Origin of the sequence: Brevibacterium sanguinis (assembly GCF_003315415.1) — a bacterium.
Classification (GTDB): Bacteria; Actinomycetota; Actinomycetes; order Actinomycetales; family Brevibacteriaceae; genus Brevibacterium; species Brevibacterium celere_A.
Genome location: NZ_QNSB01000012.1, coordinates 39,487 through 55,645, shown reverse-complemented (window position 1 = coordinate 55,645; position 16,159 = coordinate 39,487). Strand labels below are relative to the sequence as shown.

General features: G+C 63.9%; 13 protein-coding genes. 10 read left to right on the top strand and 3 right to left on the bottom strand.

Annotation, left to right across the window (positions count from 1 at the left end; translation table 11 throughout):
- Positions 1 to 8: 8 nt before the first annotated feature.
- Together DFO65_RS14665 and DFO65_RS14660 are read right to left on the bottom strand one after the other, a co-directional pair.
- Positions 9 to 1,934 (bottom strand): hypothetical protein, encoded by a 1,926-nt coding sequence (locus DFO65_RS14665; RefSeq protein ID WP_113905197.1) that lies wholly within the window; start codon positions 1,932 to 1,934, stop codon positions 9 to 11.
- Positions 1,931 to 3,991, bottom strand: coding sequence for a CDP-glycerol glycerophosphotransferase family protein (locus DFO65_RS14660; RefSeq protein ID WP_113905196.1), 2,061 nt, complete (start codon positions 3,989 to 3,991; stop codon positions 1,931 to 1,933). The genes DFO65_RS14665 and DFO65_RS14660 overlap by 4 nt, the downstream gene beginning before the upstream one ends.
- A gap of 305 nt (positions 3,992 to 4,296) precedes the next feature.
- Here DFO65_RS14660 and DFO65_RS14655 point away from each other — a divergent pair, with 305 nt between their 5' ends.
- From DFO65_RS14655 to DFO65_RS14620, 8 genes are all read left to right on the top strand, one after another.
- A complete protein-coding gene (locus tag DFO65_RS14655) occupies positions 4,297 to 5,094 on the top strand; it encodes an acyltransferase (protein WP_181778741.1) in 798 nt (265 codons plus the stop codon).
- 128 nt (positions 5,095 to 5,222) lie between these two features.
- On the top strand, positions 5,223 to 6,227 hold the full coding sequence (locus DFO65_RS14650; protein ID WP_113905234.1) for a glycosyltransferase family 2 protein: 1,005 nt from the start codon (positions 5,223 to 5,225) through the stop codon (positions 6,225 to 6,227).
- Positions 6,224 to 7,060, top strand: a complete 837-nt coding sequence (locus tag DFO65_RS14645; protein ID WP_113905194.1) for a hypothetical protein — start codon at positions 6,224 to 6,226, stop codon at positions 7,058 to 7,060. Before DFO65_RS14650 ends, DFO65_RS14645 begins: the two co-directional genes overlap by 4 nt.
- Positions 7,061 to 7,139: 79 nt before the next feature.
- Positions 7,140 to 7,601 (top strand): DUF3151 domain-containing protein, encoded by a 462-nt coding sequence (locus tag DFO65_RS14640; protein ID WP_113905193.1) that lies wholly within the window; start codon positions 7,140 to 7,142, stop codon positions 7,599 to 7,601.
- Positions 7,602 to 7,659: 58 nt separating this feature from the next.
- Entirely contained in the window at positions 7,660 to 9,240 is a 1,581-nt protein-coding gene (locus DFO65_RS14635; RefSeq protein ID WP_113905192.1) for an SDR family oxidoreductase, read from the top strand.
- 165 nt (positions 9,241 to 9,405) lie between these two features.
- Positions 9,406 to 9,975, top strand: coding sequence for a cupin domain-containing protein (locus DFO65_RS14630; protein WP_113905191.1), 570 nt, complete (start codon positions 9,406 to 9,408; stop codon positions 9,973 to 9,975).
- Between the two features lie 115 nt (positions 9,976 to 10,090).
- Complete coding sequence (locus DFO65_RS14625; RefSeq protein WP_113905190.1) at positions 10,091 to 11,491, top strand: peptide MFS transporter; 1,401 nt, start codon at positions 10,091 to 10,093, stop codon at positions 11,489 to 11,491.
- Positions 11,492 to 11,518: 27 nt separating this feature from the next.
- Entirely contained in the window at positions 11,519 to 12,673 is a 1,155-nt protein-coding gene (locus DFO65_RS14620) for an FAD-dependent oxidoreductase (protein ID WP_113905189.1), read from the top strand.
- 191 nt (positions 12,674 to 12,864) lie between these two features.
- On the opposite strand, the gene DFO65_RS14615 is transcribed toward DFO65_RS14620, so the two are convergent.
- Positions 12,865 to 13,356, bottom strand: a complete 492-nt coding sequence (locus DFO65_RS14615; protein WP_113905188.1) for a TspO/MBR family protein — start codon at positions 13,354 to 13,356, stop codon at positions 12,865 to 12,867.
- Between the two features lie 202 nt (positions 13,357 to 13,558).
- Between DFO65_RS14615 and DFO65_RS14610 the strand changes: the two genes are divergently transcribed.
- Together DFO65_RS14610 and DFO65_RS14605 are read left to right on the top strand one after the other, a co-directional pair.
- Positions 13,559 to 14,845: an adenylosuccinate synthase gene (locus DFO65_RS14610; protein ID WP_113905187.1), complete on the top strand. Its 1,287-nt coding sequence runs from the start codon at positions 13,559 to 13,561 to the stop codon at positions 14,843 to 14,845.
- Positions 14,846 to 15,012: 167 nt separating this feature from the next.
- Positions 15,013 to 16,059 carry an NAD(P)-dependent alcohol dehydrogenase gene (locus DFO65_RS14605; RefSeq protein WP_113905186.1) on the top strand — a complete coding sequence of 349 codons (1,047 nt, stop codon included), beginning with the start codon at positions 15,013 to 15,015 and terminating at the stop codon, positions 16,057 to 16,059.
- The last annotated feature ends 100 nt before the right edge of the window (positions 16,060 to 16,159 follow it).

The following is a 16,159-nucleotide window of genomic DNA, read 5'->3' as shown; positions in this document are numbered from 1 at the left end:
GGCCGGGTTCACACCCGCTGGGTCAACGCCTCTGCGGGATCGAGGTCCAGCAGGGTGAAGACACTCGTGGTGGCCTCGGCCGGCTTATCGAGCGCCACGCTGGCGCGGGTCGCCGAGTACCCGGTGAGAGCCTGTTCTGCAGACTCGCTGAGGGCGTGGTCGTGGACGATCACGGACATCGATTCGCACACGGAGACGAGGAACAGGCGATTGACCATGAGATCGATGAGCTCGTCGGTCGCGAGCGCTTCGACGGCGGCGACGAAGCGTGCATCGGTACGATGTCGCACCTCGGCGAGGTCGAAAGCGTTGATGTCGGGGACGATATGCACATCGATCTTCTCCTCATTTCCGGTGCCACGGCGGCAGTCGTAGGAGAAGCGATTGACGATGCTGTCACGGACGATGACGTACTCTGCCGCTCCTTCTGCGTCGAGGCGCAGGGTGTCGGTCGAGTATTTGTGCCGGGGCGGGGCGTTCTCGGTGAGCTCGTCCGTCTGCGGCAGCGGTGCGACCCACTCTCCGCCGGACTCGTCGTAGGCGACGACACTGTGCAGTCCGCGAAGATCGTCGATCTCCGGGTGCAGCCTCTGCTGTTCATTGGTGTACTTGACGAACGGCAGATCATGATCGGAGAGGAACTGAAGGAACCGGGTACGCCCCAGCGAACCTTCGAGGTACCAGTTCGCCGCGCTCTCCGGCGTCCGGTCGGGATCGACGCGAACCTGCACGGCCCGGGCTCCCTCATGATCGAAGCAGTGGACCTCGTCGACGGAGGTGGTTGACGAGCCTGTCCGATCGGAGAGGAATCGTCGCATGATCGAGAGCATCGTCGGTAGTGCTTTGCGCGCCACCTCTCCGTGCTGACCGTCGACACGGTACTTCGACAGTCCCGGAATGTCCTCGACAAGTTCGATGAGCGAGTGGTTGCTTTGCTCATCGGTGTTCGTGTAGAAGTAGTCGATCGTCCGGCCTTCGGTGAAGTAGGTGCGGATGAGCCGTTCCGGCTGCGGGACCGAGTGCATGCCCTCTTGGGCGAAGATGTTGTCCTTGAAGAACGGTTTGTCGAGGTAGTAGCGCAGGTTCATCTGCGGAACAGCGACCAGCAGGCGGGCCGCGGGAAAATTCTCTGCGTACTGGATGGCGATGCTGCCGCCCTTGGACGCGCCGAAGAAAAGCATCTGGTCCTCGGCGATCCCATAGCGGTCGACGAATTCCGCGATGACGTCATTGACTCTCTGGATGAGGGACCGGCCACCGTTGTCGACGAGCATGTAGGAACCAGCGGCCAGGTAGCGGTCCTGGAAGCAGACCATGAGGGTGTCGCTGAGATCGGCGTCGGTGAGAGCCTTGAGGTAGCTCACGGCATAGGAGATGCGCGAAGTCGAGGGCCCGAAACCGGGGAAGGTGATGAGCAGCTTCGACGGTGCGGTGGTGTTGCCGCGCAGCGAGTAGAACACGTCACCGTGCTGCTCGACTCCGTACTGCTTGTCGTAGGACACCTGCTGCGGGGTGGTGAACGCCCCGTGCCCGATCTGCAGACTGAAGGAGGAATCGATCGAGAGACGGAACTTCGAGACATCGGTCGAAGTCACGATGATATTCCGGTACTCGAGCGGGAACCCCTTGGGAGGTGGTTCGATCTCGTTTCCGTAGACGACGGACGATCCCTGGAGGAGCTGGAACGACTGGCCGTTGAACTCCTGCCAGTTGTCAATGGTGAGCTTGGCGAAGTACATGCCCTCTGGCAGGCACTCCGAGGTGAAGCGGCGGACGTGGCCTTCAAGCCCTCTGTCGGCGAGTTTCCTGCGCAGAGGCTCTGCCTTCTCGGAAGTGATCGCCGTCCGGGCGAGGTTGCGGACCGTCGGCGAGTACGCCACTCGTTTCGCCTGGTTCGCAAGTGTGCGGCGGAGCTTGGCTGCGGGCTTCGTCATAGGCTCAGCATCCTCTCGATGATGGTCTCGTTGATCCGGTCGGTGTTGACGCCTTCGAAGAACCGTGCGCTGCGGCGAGCGAATTCCGGATCAGGTTGACTGTAACGTTCGGAAGTGACGTGTTCGATGAGTTCCGCATGGGCGGTGAATACCGGCCCGAGTCCCTCGGAGTGGTAGTCGAGACGGCTCTCGTAAGGCTGTTCGTGGAAGAAGTCGTCGGCGTCCCACTGGTAGTAGGCGATCGGGATGCCGACGAAAGCGGCGTCGAGCACTGCAGAGCTGTAGTCGGTGAAGACGAACTCTGCCATAGAGATCGCCTCGCGGTAGCTGAGCTCCGAGCGCACCACGCGGCGGGAGAACGAGAACTGCGCGGCCCGTTTCTCGATGTTGGGGTGCAGCTTGACGTGGAGGGTCCGATCGGTGCGTTCGAGATGACCCAGCAGTTCCCTGTCCGTGAGCACGGAATTGATGGCCCGGAAGTACTGGGAACTGCGGAAGTGCTCAGGCGAGGCCTGATGGAGGTTGAACCGCCAGGTCGGCATGAACAGCAGGTCGCGTGAACCTTCCGAGTCCCGTCGTAGAGTCTGCAGCCGGGGGAGCCCGGAGTTGAGCGTCTCCACCGGCGCCACTGTCCGCAGGTAGTCGGCTTCGACCTTGCCGGTGGCGACGAAGACGTCGAAGAACTTCGACGCCACCCAGTTCGACATGTCATTGAGCTGGACGCCGTGCTGAAGGTAGACGAAGCGCGAATTGGCAAGTGTCTTGCCCTGATGACGAAGGTTGAAGATCTGGGACGACACCACGAGGTCGGAGCGAAGGAAGAGCTCGTAGAACTCGGGGGTGAAGATCGACACGAGCTTGAACCCGCGGGCGGACAACCTGTCCCAATCGGGGGACTTGGGATTGAGAGCGAAGTACGCCTGTGCGAACTCGGGGTGCTCAGCGGTGAAGTGAGCGTAGAGGTGCTCGGCATTGTCGTCGGCCTGCATCGGGCGGTCGAAGAACAGGATGACCGAGTCCTCCGTGATCGGTCGCCGGTAGAAGTCATAGTGGTCCGGTGACTCGAGTTCAGGCCGCAGGTCGCGGGGGAGATAGGACTTCGTGACCGTCATCGTCTCATCGCCGAGTTCGACCCGGTGGAGGATGACGTCAGGACCCTCGACGAGATGGTTCTGTGCTGCGGAGTCGTCGCCGTGATCGTGTGGTGCGTCATCGAACACCAGGTAGGCGTCCTGGCCCGACAGTTGCTTGAACAGATGCGCGTTCATGTCCGGCCGGTCCAGCCAACGGATCCAGGCGCATTCGAAGGCGTGCATGTGCTCGGCCAGGTCGAGGTCCTTCGTCAGACCGAAGGTACTGACCAGGCCGCGGAGGTGATCGAGCGTGATATCGGTGCGCTCCGTTTCGCGCAGACCCCGGAGGAACAGCACCAGGAGTCGCAGCAGATGCAGCCGCATGGAGCTCGACGCAGTCGGAATCAGCGGGACGAGTCGCGAGACTTCTGGCCGCGGACTGATGCCGATGGCCGTGCTGGTGTTGGATGAGACGGAGTAGCCCTCTTCGAGAGGAGTGACCGAGTTGATCGACCAATACAGGCGGTACGCCAGGTACACACCTGTGCGGTCGACATCACCGATCGCGTCGAGAACGTCGCCGAGACGACCGACATTGAAGGCGACCCCATAGATGTCCGTGTCGCGAGTGTAGTGGTAGTTCCGGTCAATCGATGTCGACGCGATCTGCTTGGGAATGTTTCCGGTGTACTTGTACGGCTCCGCGAGGTAGACGGTCTTCGTGCTGAGGAACTTGAGAACCGTCGGGAGGAAGGCGGGGGAGACCTGATGGGTCTGGCGGATGAAGAGGATGTACTTACTGTCGACGCTCGCGCAGAGCTCCGTGAGCCGGGCGGTGGTCAATGGTTCCTCGACGACGCGAATCGTGAAGTCCGATTCCCAAAGCAGACGTGCCGACATCAGGCGGCGGTAGGTGGTCGATTCGCGGTCCAAAGGCTCGGTGGCCTCGATGACGACAGTGAGCAGATGCTCCTGAACGGCCATGTAGTCCTCATCCGTGGTCGTGTGGCGGCATTTCTCGGCCAGGGGCCGGTTTCCAGGGCCTCGTTCACCAGGGGTCCGACGGCCTGCGGTCACCTCGGCGTGACAAGAGTCCAGGGCGATGCTACATGCTGAGGGGTAACTTCCGCTGTGGTGAAGCTCCTGAATGTGGAGATATCAGGGGAGATCAGAGGCGTATGGAATGGCAAGGTGTCTGTCTTGCGATGGCGTGCTTGAGCTGGGATCTTCCCCGTCCAGGACCTGATCGAAGTCGCGGACGAGCGCGAAAGGCGGGTAGCCTGCCGTCCGTGAAGAAGCTCACGCGACTGGACACTTTCTCTGACGACGATGGCAACGTTGTTGAATCGCCGACAGTGTTCGACAAGAACATCGCGATCACGATTCGCGGCAGGAACAACCGGATCGTCGTCGACCCCCGCGCCCGGATCAAACGGCTGCTCGTCGTCTTCGATTGCGACAACGGCACCCTGGTGATCGGCCCCAACGCGCGGCACGGGTTCGCGATGAACATCCGCATCGGTCAGGACTCCACGGTGAAGATCGGTGCGGACGTCACCACCACGACGACGTGCATCGTCAGTGCCGTTGAAGGGGCAACGGTCGAATTCGGCGACGACGTGATGATTGCCAGCGACAACGAGTTTCGCGCCGACGACGGTCATCCTATCTTCGAAGTCGACACCGGGCTGCGGGTCAATCCGGTCAAGGACATCCGGATCGGCAGCCATGTGTGGTTCGGCGCTCAGGCTGCGGCACTGGGCGGCGCCGTCGTGGGCGATGGGTCCGTCATCGGATTCCGCAGCGTCGTCACACGGAGGATCCCGAACAACTGCATCGCGGTGGGGACTCCGGCGAAGGTCGTCCGCCGACATATCGCATGGGAGCGGCCTCACCTGTCTTTTGTCGCCCCACCCTACAAGCCGGACATCTCCTCGATCCCGAAGAGCGAGGACTACTGGATGCACACGGAAGAGGATGCTCCGGTGGAAGGTGTTGTGCCCGAGGCCCCTCTGATCGTCACGGCGGCCAGACCCGGTATCGTCGAGCGGATCCTGGAGCGGTTCGGGTACGAGAAGGTGCGGTGAGGCACAACCTCCGGTGAGCAGACCCTCAGGCGCGATATGGGAGGATTGAGGGCGTGCCGAAACCATCTCAATCCCTGACCCCGGAAGGCCTCCCGCCGCTGGCCGAGCGCCCCGGAGTCTCCTACATCATGCCGGTGCTCAACGAAGAGGAGCACATCGCCAAGGCGATCACGACGATCCTCGCCCAGGAGTACGACGGCGACAAGGAGATCGTCATCGCCCTCGGGCCCTCGACCGACGACACGAACCGGATCGTCGCCGACATGGCTTCCCGCGACCCGCGGATCAAGACCGTCGACAATCCCGATGCGGCCACGCCCATCGGCCTCAACCTCGCGATCGCCCAGACCACCCACCCGGTGATCATCCGCGTCGACGCGCACTCCGGCCTCGCCCCGAACTACACGCGCCGAGGCGTCGAGGTCCTCCGGGAGACCCGCGCGGCCAACTGCGGCGGGCTCATGCACGCCCGCGGACGGACCGCCTTCCAGAAAGCCGTCGCCCGGGCCTACATGTCACCCGTCGGCCTCGGCGGGCCCGCCTACCACTCCGGCGACGCGGCGCAGGACTCGGAATCGGCATACCTCGGCGTCTTCCGTCGGGAGGTCTTCGACCACCTCGGCGGCTTCGACGAAGGACTGCGCCGCGGTCAGGACTGGGAGCTCAACCTCCGCATCCGCGGCCTCGGCGGGAGGATCCGGTTCGATCCGGACATGCACGTGTCCTACTGGCCGCGCGCGCAGTGGTCGAACATCGCCAAGCAGTTCTGGGCGACCGGCATCTGGCGCGCCGAGCTCATCCGCCGCTACGGATCGAAGAACTCGATCCGCTACTTCGCGCCCCCGCTGCTCGTGCTCGGGATGACCGCGAGCATCGTCGAGGCCCTCCTGCAGCTGACCGGGAGGACGAAGCGCTGGCCGAAGTTCCTCCGCCGCTTCACCTCCCTCGTCCACGTCCCGAGCTTCGCCTACATCGCCGGCATCCTCGCCACCGCGAGCGCCGCGAAGGACTGCGGCCGCCGTGAACGCCTGTGGTTCGGCCTCGTCCTGCCCACCATGCACCTGTGCTGGGGCGCGGGCTTCCTCAAGGGGCTCGTCACCGGCGCCGGATCGACGAAGGACGGCAGCCGATGAGCAACCGCGTCCCCGTCCCCGACCGTCCCGAGCCGAAGAAGTTCAACGCCCCGCTGCTCGCCGGAGCCGTCGTCGCCGTCGGCCTCATCGTCGTGCTCCTCATCAACGTCTTCGGCTCGCGGGAGAAGCTCACCGTCGACGACCTCAACAGCCCCGCCGTCGCCGCCCTCGACGGGGGATCGGCCGTCTACCCCGCCAACTCGAAGCTCGCCTTCACCGAGAACGCGAAGTTCGGCTACCTGCCCGCCCCGACGCTGGCCGAACTCGGCGACGGCACCATCGTCGCCGCCGACCCGAAGACCGCACCGAAGCTCATGGGACTGGACGGGGGACTCGACACACTCGACCGCGAGGCGTTCCTCGAACGGACGATCACGGCACCGCGTGAGGGCAATGCCGCGGGGGAGACGATCACCTGGGACGAGACCGTCGAGGCCTTCGCCGGCAGCACCGTGCTCATGCCGCTCATCGAGACCGCCGAGGTGGCGGACCCGGCCCTGGCCACCATCGCCGAGGCGGGGGCCGAGAAGTCGACGATCGTGCGGACCTCGAACCCGGAGGTCGCCGATGCGGCCGCCGAGGCGGGAGTCGCGGCGCTGTTCACCGGCGACGCCACCGCTTCGACTCCGGACGGGAACTTCGGTTCCGAGGGATTCACCATGATCGCCATCGACGCCTCCCACGCCGCGAAGTGGACCGGCACCGACCTCAAGGTCTGGGCGACCGGCGTCAAGGACAAGAAGCAGCTCGACGAGCTCGCGGAAGCCGGAGTCTTCGGCGCCCTGAGCACCAACCCGTACGCCATCCAACCCTCGGCCGTGAAGACGGACTGATCCGCTGAGGTCGGCGACCGCCTCGGCGACGGTCATACTGGAACCAGACGCCCCACCCACCGACACGAAGGAGACGCACATGAGCCAGCCCATCGGAAACCCCTCGCACATCGGCAACCTCAACGCCGGGCAGCTGGGCCCCCAACCCACCTACCTGCCCGAGGACCACCCCGACGTCGAAGCCGCCAAGCGACTCGACGCCGGCGAGGAGGCCCTCGACATCGTCGCCGACCTCCCCGCCTCGTCGCTGGCGTGGTCGGTGCTCGCCGACGAAGCCCACGGCGAAGGCCGCCTCGTCGACTCCTACGCCTACGCCCGCGTCGGCTACCACCGCGGCCTCGACGCCCTGCGCGCCGCCGGATGGCGCGGCGCCGGGCCGATCCCGTGGTCGCATACGATCAACCGCGGATTCCTCCGCTCCCTCTACGCCCTGGGACGCGCCTCGGCGGGGATCGGCGAAGCCGAGGAAGCGGCCCGCATCGAGGAGTTCCTGAGGTCCTCGGACCCGAGCGCGATCGACGAGATCGCCGCAGGCGAGTGACGCTACGCTGAGCAAGAGGGCTTGCCAACGGGCAAGCCGACCGAGCGGCGGAGGCGACATGGACCTGAGCACTGAGACCATCCGCCGGACCGAGCGCCCACGGCGGGTGCTCGTGCTCGGGGCCACCGGGTACATCGGCGGGCGGCTCGTGCCCCGCCTCCTCCAGGCCGGGCACGAGGTCAGCGTCGCCGTGCGCTCGCCGGAGAAGCTCGACGGGGTGCCGTGGGCCGGTGACGTCGAGGTCCACCAGGTCGACCTCGACGACGGCCAGGGGCTCGCCGAGGCGATGGCCGGCATCGACGTCGTCCACCACCTCGTCCACTCGATGGGCTCGGGCACCGACTTCGAGACCCGCGAGGCCCGCGCCGCCTCCCGGGTCGCCGCGGCCGCGGAGGAGGCGGGAGTCTCTCGGATCGTCTACCTCGGCGGACTCCACCCCGAGACCGAGGCCCTGTCGACGCACATGCGCTCCCGGGCGCAGGTCGGGCAGATCTTCCTCGACTCCGGAGTCGACACGATCGTGTTCCAGGCCGGGATCATCATCGGCTCCGGGTCGGCCTCATTCGAGATGATCCGCCACCTCGCGCTCACCCTGCGCTGGATGCCGGCCCCGAACTGGGTCTCCAACCGGGTCGAGCCCCTGTCCGTGCGCGACGTCCTCTACTACCTCATCTCCGCCGTCGACGTCACCGAGCCGCTCAACCGCACCTTCGACATCGGTTCGCGTGACGTTCTCACCTACGCCGAGGTGATGCGCGCCTTCGCCCGGATCGCCGGGCTCAAACCCCGCCACGTCATCTCCCTGCCGCTGCCCGCGCCGACGCTCTCGGGCATGTGGGTGGGACTGGTGACGCCGCTGCCGTTCTCCCTGACGCTGCCGCTCGTCCAGTCCCTCCAGGAGGACGCCGTCGCCGGCGAGCACGACATCGACGCCGTCATCCCACCACCGTCGACCGGTCTGCTCGACTACGAACAGGCCGTGCGGTTGGCGCTGCAGCGCGAGACCGAGGGCGCCGTCGACACGAACTGGGACGCGGATGCCGGTGTCCTCGCCGAGGCGGCCCAACCCCTGCCGAACGATCCCGAGTGGGCGGGCCAGCGGGTGTACACCGACGACCGGACGTACTTCTTCCCTCGCGTCAGCGCCGCGCAGCTGTGGTCGGTCGTCGTCGGGATCGGCGGGGCGAACGGCTGGTACTCATGGCCGCTGGCGTGGAAGGTGCGCGGGGTCTGGGACAAGGTCGTCGGCGGGGCCGGACTCAACCGCGGTCGCCGCCTGCCCGATTCCTTGCGGATCGGTGATCCCGTCGACTGGTGGCGCGTCGAGGCGCTGGAGCCAGGGTCTCGGCTGCTGCTGCGCGCCGAGATGAAGGTCTCGGGAGACGCGTGGCTGGAGTTCACTCTGGAGGAGGACGGTGACGGCGGTCGCGCGGGCGGATCCGACTCGGTGCGGGGCAGGGCGGGCGGTCTCCGCGGTCGCGCCGGGTGCCGGTACCGGCAGCGGGCGCTGTTCATCCCGCGGGGGCTGCGGGGCCAGCTCTACTGGGCGTTCGTCTCCCCGTTTCACCGGCTGATCTTCCCGCAGATGGCGAAGAACATCGAGAAGGCCGCCAGGCGGTTGCCGCGGTCGGGGACGTGACGCGGGGCGATTCAGAACTCGGTGATCGAGTCGTTGACATCGTTCGAAGACGCGAAGGTCTCCCTCCAGCTCAGACTCTTGTCGAATTGCCGGTAGAGAGTTGACATGGGCCCAGGTGAAGCAAATCGATTGACGTGTGAGTAAAAAATATTGTACTCTGAGTGAATGCGATCTGAATCACAGAACAATAATGTTCTCGGGGATCGGCTGAGGAAGCGCCGGCAGGCATTGCAGATGACCCTGAAGGATGTCGCTGAAGAAGCCGGCATTACCACGGGCTACCTCTCCCAGCTGGAGCGCGGCATTGCGATGGGAAGTGTGGCAACCCTCCAGAGCGTCTGCTCAGTCATTCGGCTCAATGTCGGCGAACTCTTCAACGAACCGAACGTAGAAAGAAGCCCAGTGCTGCGATACGCAGATGCTGCTCGCAAACGATTCGGAAACGGCGCTTCGAAGATCAAAATCTCGCCTTCACACTTCGATCATCTCGAAGTGCTTCTTGGGCAGTTCGAACCCGGTGGCGATACAGGGGTGAAGCCGTACACCCACGGGGCGTCGGAGGAGATTTTGCTCGTGATCGAGGGCGAAGTCGAAGTCACCGTCAACGGGACGACGAATCGCCTGAAGGAAATGGATTCATTTCATTACAAAAGCGACCAGCCGCATAGGGTCGCCGAGGCCACCGGTACCCGAATCGCGCGGGTGGTGTGGATGATGGCACCGCCAACCTACTGAGTCTGATGACTTGCACCATTGAAGCTGCTCCCATGGAAGAAGGAATACGTTGACCACTATCGACTCTGACGTAAAGCCGAATGTACGCCGCGCGCGAGCCAGAAGTGTCGGAGGCATGGCGTTCACCGAACTGTGGGAACGTTTCTCCTTTTATGGGCTTCAGAGCATCCTGGCGTTCTATCTCCTTTACGAGCTCGACAAGGGCGGACTTGCTATGGGGTCGGCCGCCTCGGCGGGCATCGTCGGCGCCTATGGGGGAGCGGTCTACATCGCTCAGCTGGTGGGGGCGTGGCTGGGAGAGCGAGTTCTCAGCCCGAAGCGCCTGGTGCTCCTCGGCGGAATTGTCATTGCCCTTGGCCACATCTCTCTTGCGGTGGTCCCTGGGGTGCCCGGACTCTCCGCCGGGCTCGTCCTCATCATTCTGGGAACGGGCGCATTGAAGACGAATATCACGTCAATCGTCGGGTTCGTGCTCGAAAACGAGACTGAAGCCAGGCGAGATGCCGGATTCTCGTACTTTTACATGGCGATCAACACCGGGGCTGTCATGGGCCCGCTTACTACGGGTTTCGTGCAGGAGAACTGGGGGTTTCATCCCGGTTTTGCTCTCGCCGCGGTCGGCATGGTCGTCGCTCTTATCCAGTATCTGTTCTCATCGCGGAATCTCCCTGAACGAGCTGGGCAGATCACTCGACCTCTTTCTCGCGCCGGTGCACGCCTCGCCGTAGCCGTGACTGTCGGCGCGTTCGCCGTCATCATCGGTGCTGCCTGGACTGGCCTGTTGGTTGCAGAGAGCCTCTCGACAGTTGCCACCGTGGTGGCGCTTGTGGCGGCTGCGATCTACTTCGGAGTGATGCTTTCGTCCAAGAAGGTCACACGTTCAGAAAAGCGACGTGTAGGGGCGTACGTTCCGCTCTTCCTCGCGGCCGGCCTGTATTTCGGGTTCCTTTTCCAGAAGTTCACAGCCGTTTCGATTCTTGTCCAGGAGCGAGTGGACCGTGATATCGGGAACTGGTCGTTCCCCGTCGGCTGGGTTGCAATGGTCAGCCCGCTGGCCGGGGTCCTGGCCGCACCCCTGATCGCATCCTTGTGGAAGAGACTGGGGGCCAGACAGCCTCGAGCCGGTGCGAAGTTCTCGCTGGGAATGATCCAAATCGGCGTGGGCTTCTTCTTCATCCTGCTCATCTCCGCCCTGGTCTACCGGGATGAAATCCCAGTTCTCCTGGTTCTGCTGTTCATGGTGATTGTCGGCAGTTCCGAGAACTTCGTCGGCCCCATCGGACTTGCTCTGGCCACCCAGATCGCACCCAAGGCGTTCACCGCTCAAATGGTCGCTGTGAACTTCTTGACGCTGGCACTCGGATCGTCATTATCGGGACTGCTTGGGCAGCTATTCGCGGCGATACCGAACAATGTCTATTTCGCTGGGATCGGCACCGTGGCAGTTCTTGTTGGCCTGATCCTTCTGCTCGTGCGTAAACCGTTGCAGCGAAACCTGTACGCCGGGTTGGACTGAACATAGGACTCAAAGAAGGTGGATCGGATGAACACCCCTCGGATTGCCGTCGTCGGAACGGGAACAATCGGCTCACAGGTCCTGTGGCAGCTTGCCCGGCAGGGTGTCGACGCCGTCGGCTACGAGCTGTACAGCCCTGGCCATCCGCGAGGAGCCGCAGGCGGCGAATCGCGGCTGTTCAGGTATATCGAACTAGAAGACATGCGCTACTTTCCGGTAGTTCAGCGAGCCAACCAGCTCTGGAACGAGTTGCAGGAGTGGTCACAGGTCCGACTTCGTTACCTTGATGGAGCTCTGACAATCGCCGAAGAGGGAAGCAACGCTTCATTGACCGCTTTAAAATCGGTAGAGCTGCTCTCTGACCGAGCAGTCGTACTCTCCCGCGACGAAATGAGAAGGCAGCACCCCTATTTCAGGCTTCACGAGAACGAATACGGGATCCTCGACAAGGACGCCGGAACGATCTACCCCGATCGCGCAATCCAAGCAGCATCGAGCGCAGCAATTGCTCAAGGGGCATCGCTTCGCACCGAGTCCAGGGTGACCGACATTATTCAACGCGGATCCCAAGTCCTGGTGAGAACAGATCGCGGGGACGACTTGTTCGACAGGGTGGTTGTCGCGGCTGGAGCGTGGACATCGACCTTGATGCCCGAAATGGCACCATTGCTGGCTCCTCGGCGATTGCTGTCGACCTGGTATCTTCCGCGTCCGGGAACGAGCCTGTCCGGTGTGAAGCCCTACATCAGGGCAGATCCAAACTATTCATACGGGCTTCCGACTGCTGACGGCTCGTCCATGAAACTCGGACTGGGATTTGCTAATCACAAGGTAATAGAATCTCCTGATAGTGCGGACAGTCGCGTTGTCGAAGCGGATCTGACGGCAGTGCGCGAACTGGTAGAAGATCTCTTGCCGCAGCTGGAGTCGTATCCAATGCGAATCAACTCGTACTTTGAGTCATATACTCGTTCTCGCGTCGAGTATGTGGGCTGGCTTCCGTCGATGGACAATGTCGTTGTCATGGCTGGGTTCTCGGGGAAGGGATTCAAGACGTCCCCAGCGATCGGTGAGCTCGGATCGCAATTGGTTCTGGAGCAGGACCTGAGCGAAGAGTTCAAGTTCATTGTCGAGCAGAATCATCGGCCTTTCGGACAGCAGGAACCTCAAGATCAAACGTGACTTCCTGACCCGGCATTGAGGCGTTAGCGGAAGCGGGAGAAGGCGCTGAGGTACTTCGGGTGCGCACCGAATTCGTCGAGGACCCGGATGCTGTCGGGCCTGGTCATGTGGTGGCGTCGGCCAGGGACATTGACCGCCGAGCACCGAAAGCCAGCCCAAGTGAAGCAACTCAGGAGGCGGGGCAGCCCAGCTCAGTGCTTCGCCGTGCGGGCGGGGTTGAGGCGGATGATCTCGCCATTGAGCACGGTCGCGAAGCCCACCCAGCCGGCGTAGGGAGCGAGCATGAGCGCTGACGTGCGGTCCACCTCGGCGGCCTTCTTCATCAGTCGCAGCGTCGAGACTTCGAGGGCTGCGGAATCGATGAGTGACGCGCGCGGACGCTGCGCCGTGAAGAACAGCCAGCTCCACGCGACGTTGAGGGTCATGTTCGTCGCGAGCTCGCCGGTGAAACCGGTGCGCGAGCGATGATCGGGCAGACGATCGAGGACGCGGCCGGAGGCGATCGCGGTCAGGGAGTACAGCGTCGTCCATGCCGGCCCGAACACCCAGCCGGGAGGTTGCCACGCGGGTTTCCGCAGGCCCTTGTACCAACGCGAATCGACCTTGGTGCCGAGGACACCGGCGACAGCTGCTCCGGCACAGATGGCGGTGGGGACTGCGAAGTGCTTCCACGGGGGCTTCATCTTCTTGAGTCTATGCAGGTTCCCGCGGCGCCGGAAGTCCCCGCGGGACGGCAACGTTCCTGGCCGAAATGTCCGCCAGACGGCAGGTTCCCGCGTCTACGCGGGGGCACCGTGAGTGATCTGCAGGAGTGTCGCGTCAGCGTGACCCAGTAGACTGTTCCGGTACTGACTCCCTCTCTTCACTTCGAGGTGAACTTAACTCATGCCAGCAATCGTTGTGGTCGGCGCTCAGTGGGGCGACGAAGGTAAAGGCAAGACCACGGACATCCTCGGCACCAGTGTCGACTACGTGGTCAAGCCGAACGGGGGAAACAACGCGGGCCACACGGTTGTCGTCGCTGGGGAGAAGTACGAACTCAAGCTGCTGCCTGCTGGCATCCTCTCGCCGAACGTCGTGCCGGTCATCGGCAACGGAGTGGTCGTCAACCTCGAAGCGCTGTTCGAGGAGATCGACGCCCTCGAGTCGCGCGGCGCCGACACCTCGAAGCTGCGGATCTCGGCCAACGCCCACCTCGTCGCTCCCTACCATCAGACGATCGACAAGGTCACCGAACGGTTCCTCGGCAAGCGGGCCATCGGCACCACGGGCCGCGGCATCGGCCCCACGTACATGGACAAGGTGGGACGCCTCGGCATCCGCGTCCAGGACGTCTTCGACGAATCCATCCTGCGGCAGAAGATCGAGGGCTCGCTGCGACAGAAGAACGAGTTGCTCGTCAAGGTCTACAACCGCCGCGCGGTGACCGTCGATGAGATTGTCGAGTACTTCATGCCCTTCGTCGATCGCCTCCGGCCCTATGTCGCCGAGACCGAGCTGCTGCTCAACGACGCGCTCGATCGTGGAGAGGTCGTCGTCATGGAGGGCGGTCAGGCGACGATGCTCGACGTCGACCACGGCACCTACCCGTTCGTCACCTCGTCGAACCCGACAGCCGGCGGCGCCTGTGTGGGCTCGGGCATCGGACCCACCCGTATCAACCGCGTGATCGGCATCGTCAAGGCTTACACGACCCGCGTGGGCGCCGGTCCGTTCCCCACCGAACTCTTCGACGACATGGGCGAGTACCTGCAGAAGGCCGGCGGCGAGTTCGGCGTCAACACCGGACGCCCCCGCCGCTGCGGCTGGTACGACGCGGTCATCGCCCGCTACGCCTCGCGTGTCAACGGCTTCACCGACTACGTGCTCACGAAGCTCGACGTGCTCACCGGCATCAAGGAGATCCCGGTCTGCGTCGCCTACGACGTTGACGGCACCCGCCACGATGAGATGCCGGTCAGCCAGACCGGGTTCCACCACGCCAAGCCGATCTACGAGTACTTCGAGGGCTGGGACGAGGACATCACCGGCGCCCGGACCTTCGAGGACCTGCCGGAGAACGCGCAGAAGTACGTCAAGGCTCTCGAGGAGATCTCCGGCTGCCGGATGTCGGTCATCGGCGTCGGGCCCGACCGCGAGCAGTCGATCGTGTGCCACGACCTGCTGGACTGACGGGCGGGCCGTCGGAGTAGTTCGGTGCCGCGGCGGCGGTCGGGGTGATGAGGCCGCGGCGGTGTGGAACGTGTCATATTCGCCGTGACGCATGGATCGCAGAGGACTAGCCTGAAGTGAGCGACGGGGTTTGCCCGCCGCAGATTTCCACGAGAGGAGATCACTTCATGAAAGCGATCGTGTTCGAAGACTTCAAGACGTTCCCCACCCTCAAAGAGGTCGAGAAACCGACTCCGGGTCCAGGGGAAGTCCTGCTCAAGGTCGCCGGCGCGGGGGCCTGCCATTCCGACGTCGCCGTCTACAACGAGTTCGACAAGGACGGGCCGGGAGCTATTCCGCCGCCATTCATCCTCGGGCACGAGAATTCCGGATGGATCGAGGACGTCGGACCCGGCGTCACCGGATTCGAGAAGGGCGGCGCCTACCTCGTCTACGGTCCGATCGGCTGTGGCAAGTGCCGCGCCTGTTCTCGCGGTCAGGACACCTACTGCGAGAACGCGGCCACCAACCCCTACTTGGGCATCGGGCTGGGCCGCGACGGTGGGATGGCCGAATACGTCACCGTGCCCGTGCGCAATCTCGTCCCGCTCGGCGACGCCGACCCGATCGCGGCCGCACCATTGTCCGATGCCGCGCTGACGCCCTATCACGCGATCAAGAACTCTCTGCCGAACCTCAACGGCGGCGGCCGCTATGCACTGGTCATCGGCCTCGGCGGACTTGGGCAGATCGCCGTGCAGATCCTGCGCGCCCTGACCGGTGCGACGATCATCGCCACCGACATGAAGCCCGAGGCGATGGCCAAGGCCGCCGAGCTCGGCGCGATCACCGTCGAGGGAGGGGCCGGCCAGGTTGAGCGCATCCGTGAGATCACCGGCGGAAAGGGCGTGGACGCAGCATTCGACTTCGTCGGAGCCGGTCCCACTGTTGCAGTGGCCGCCGGATCGATGGGGCGGATGGGCCGGTGCACCATCGTCGGCATCGCCGGCGGCAGCTACGAGTGGTCATTCTTCACCACCCCGTACGAATCGACCCTGACGAACACGTACTGGGGAACCATCGAGGATCTCCACGAGGTCGTCGACATGTACAAGGCCGGGCAGATCATGCCGGAGATCGAGCGCTACAGCCTCGACGACGGGCTGGAGGCCTACCGCAAGCTGCAAGCCGGCGAACTCTCCGGCCGGGCCGTCGTCGTACCCCACGGCGAGTGAGAATCAATCGTGGATTGCAGTGAGTGACAGTCGCTGACCGGACGGCGATCGCAGCGTGCCCCACCGGAGAACCGGTGGGGCACGCTGCGTTAAAGGAGTT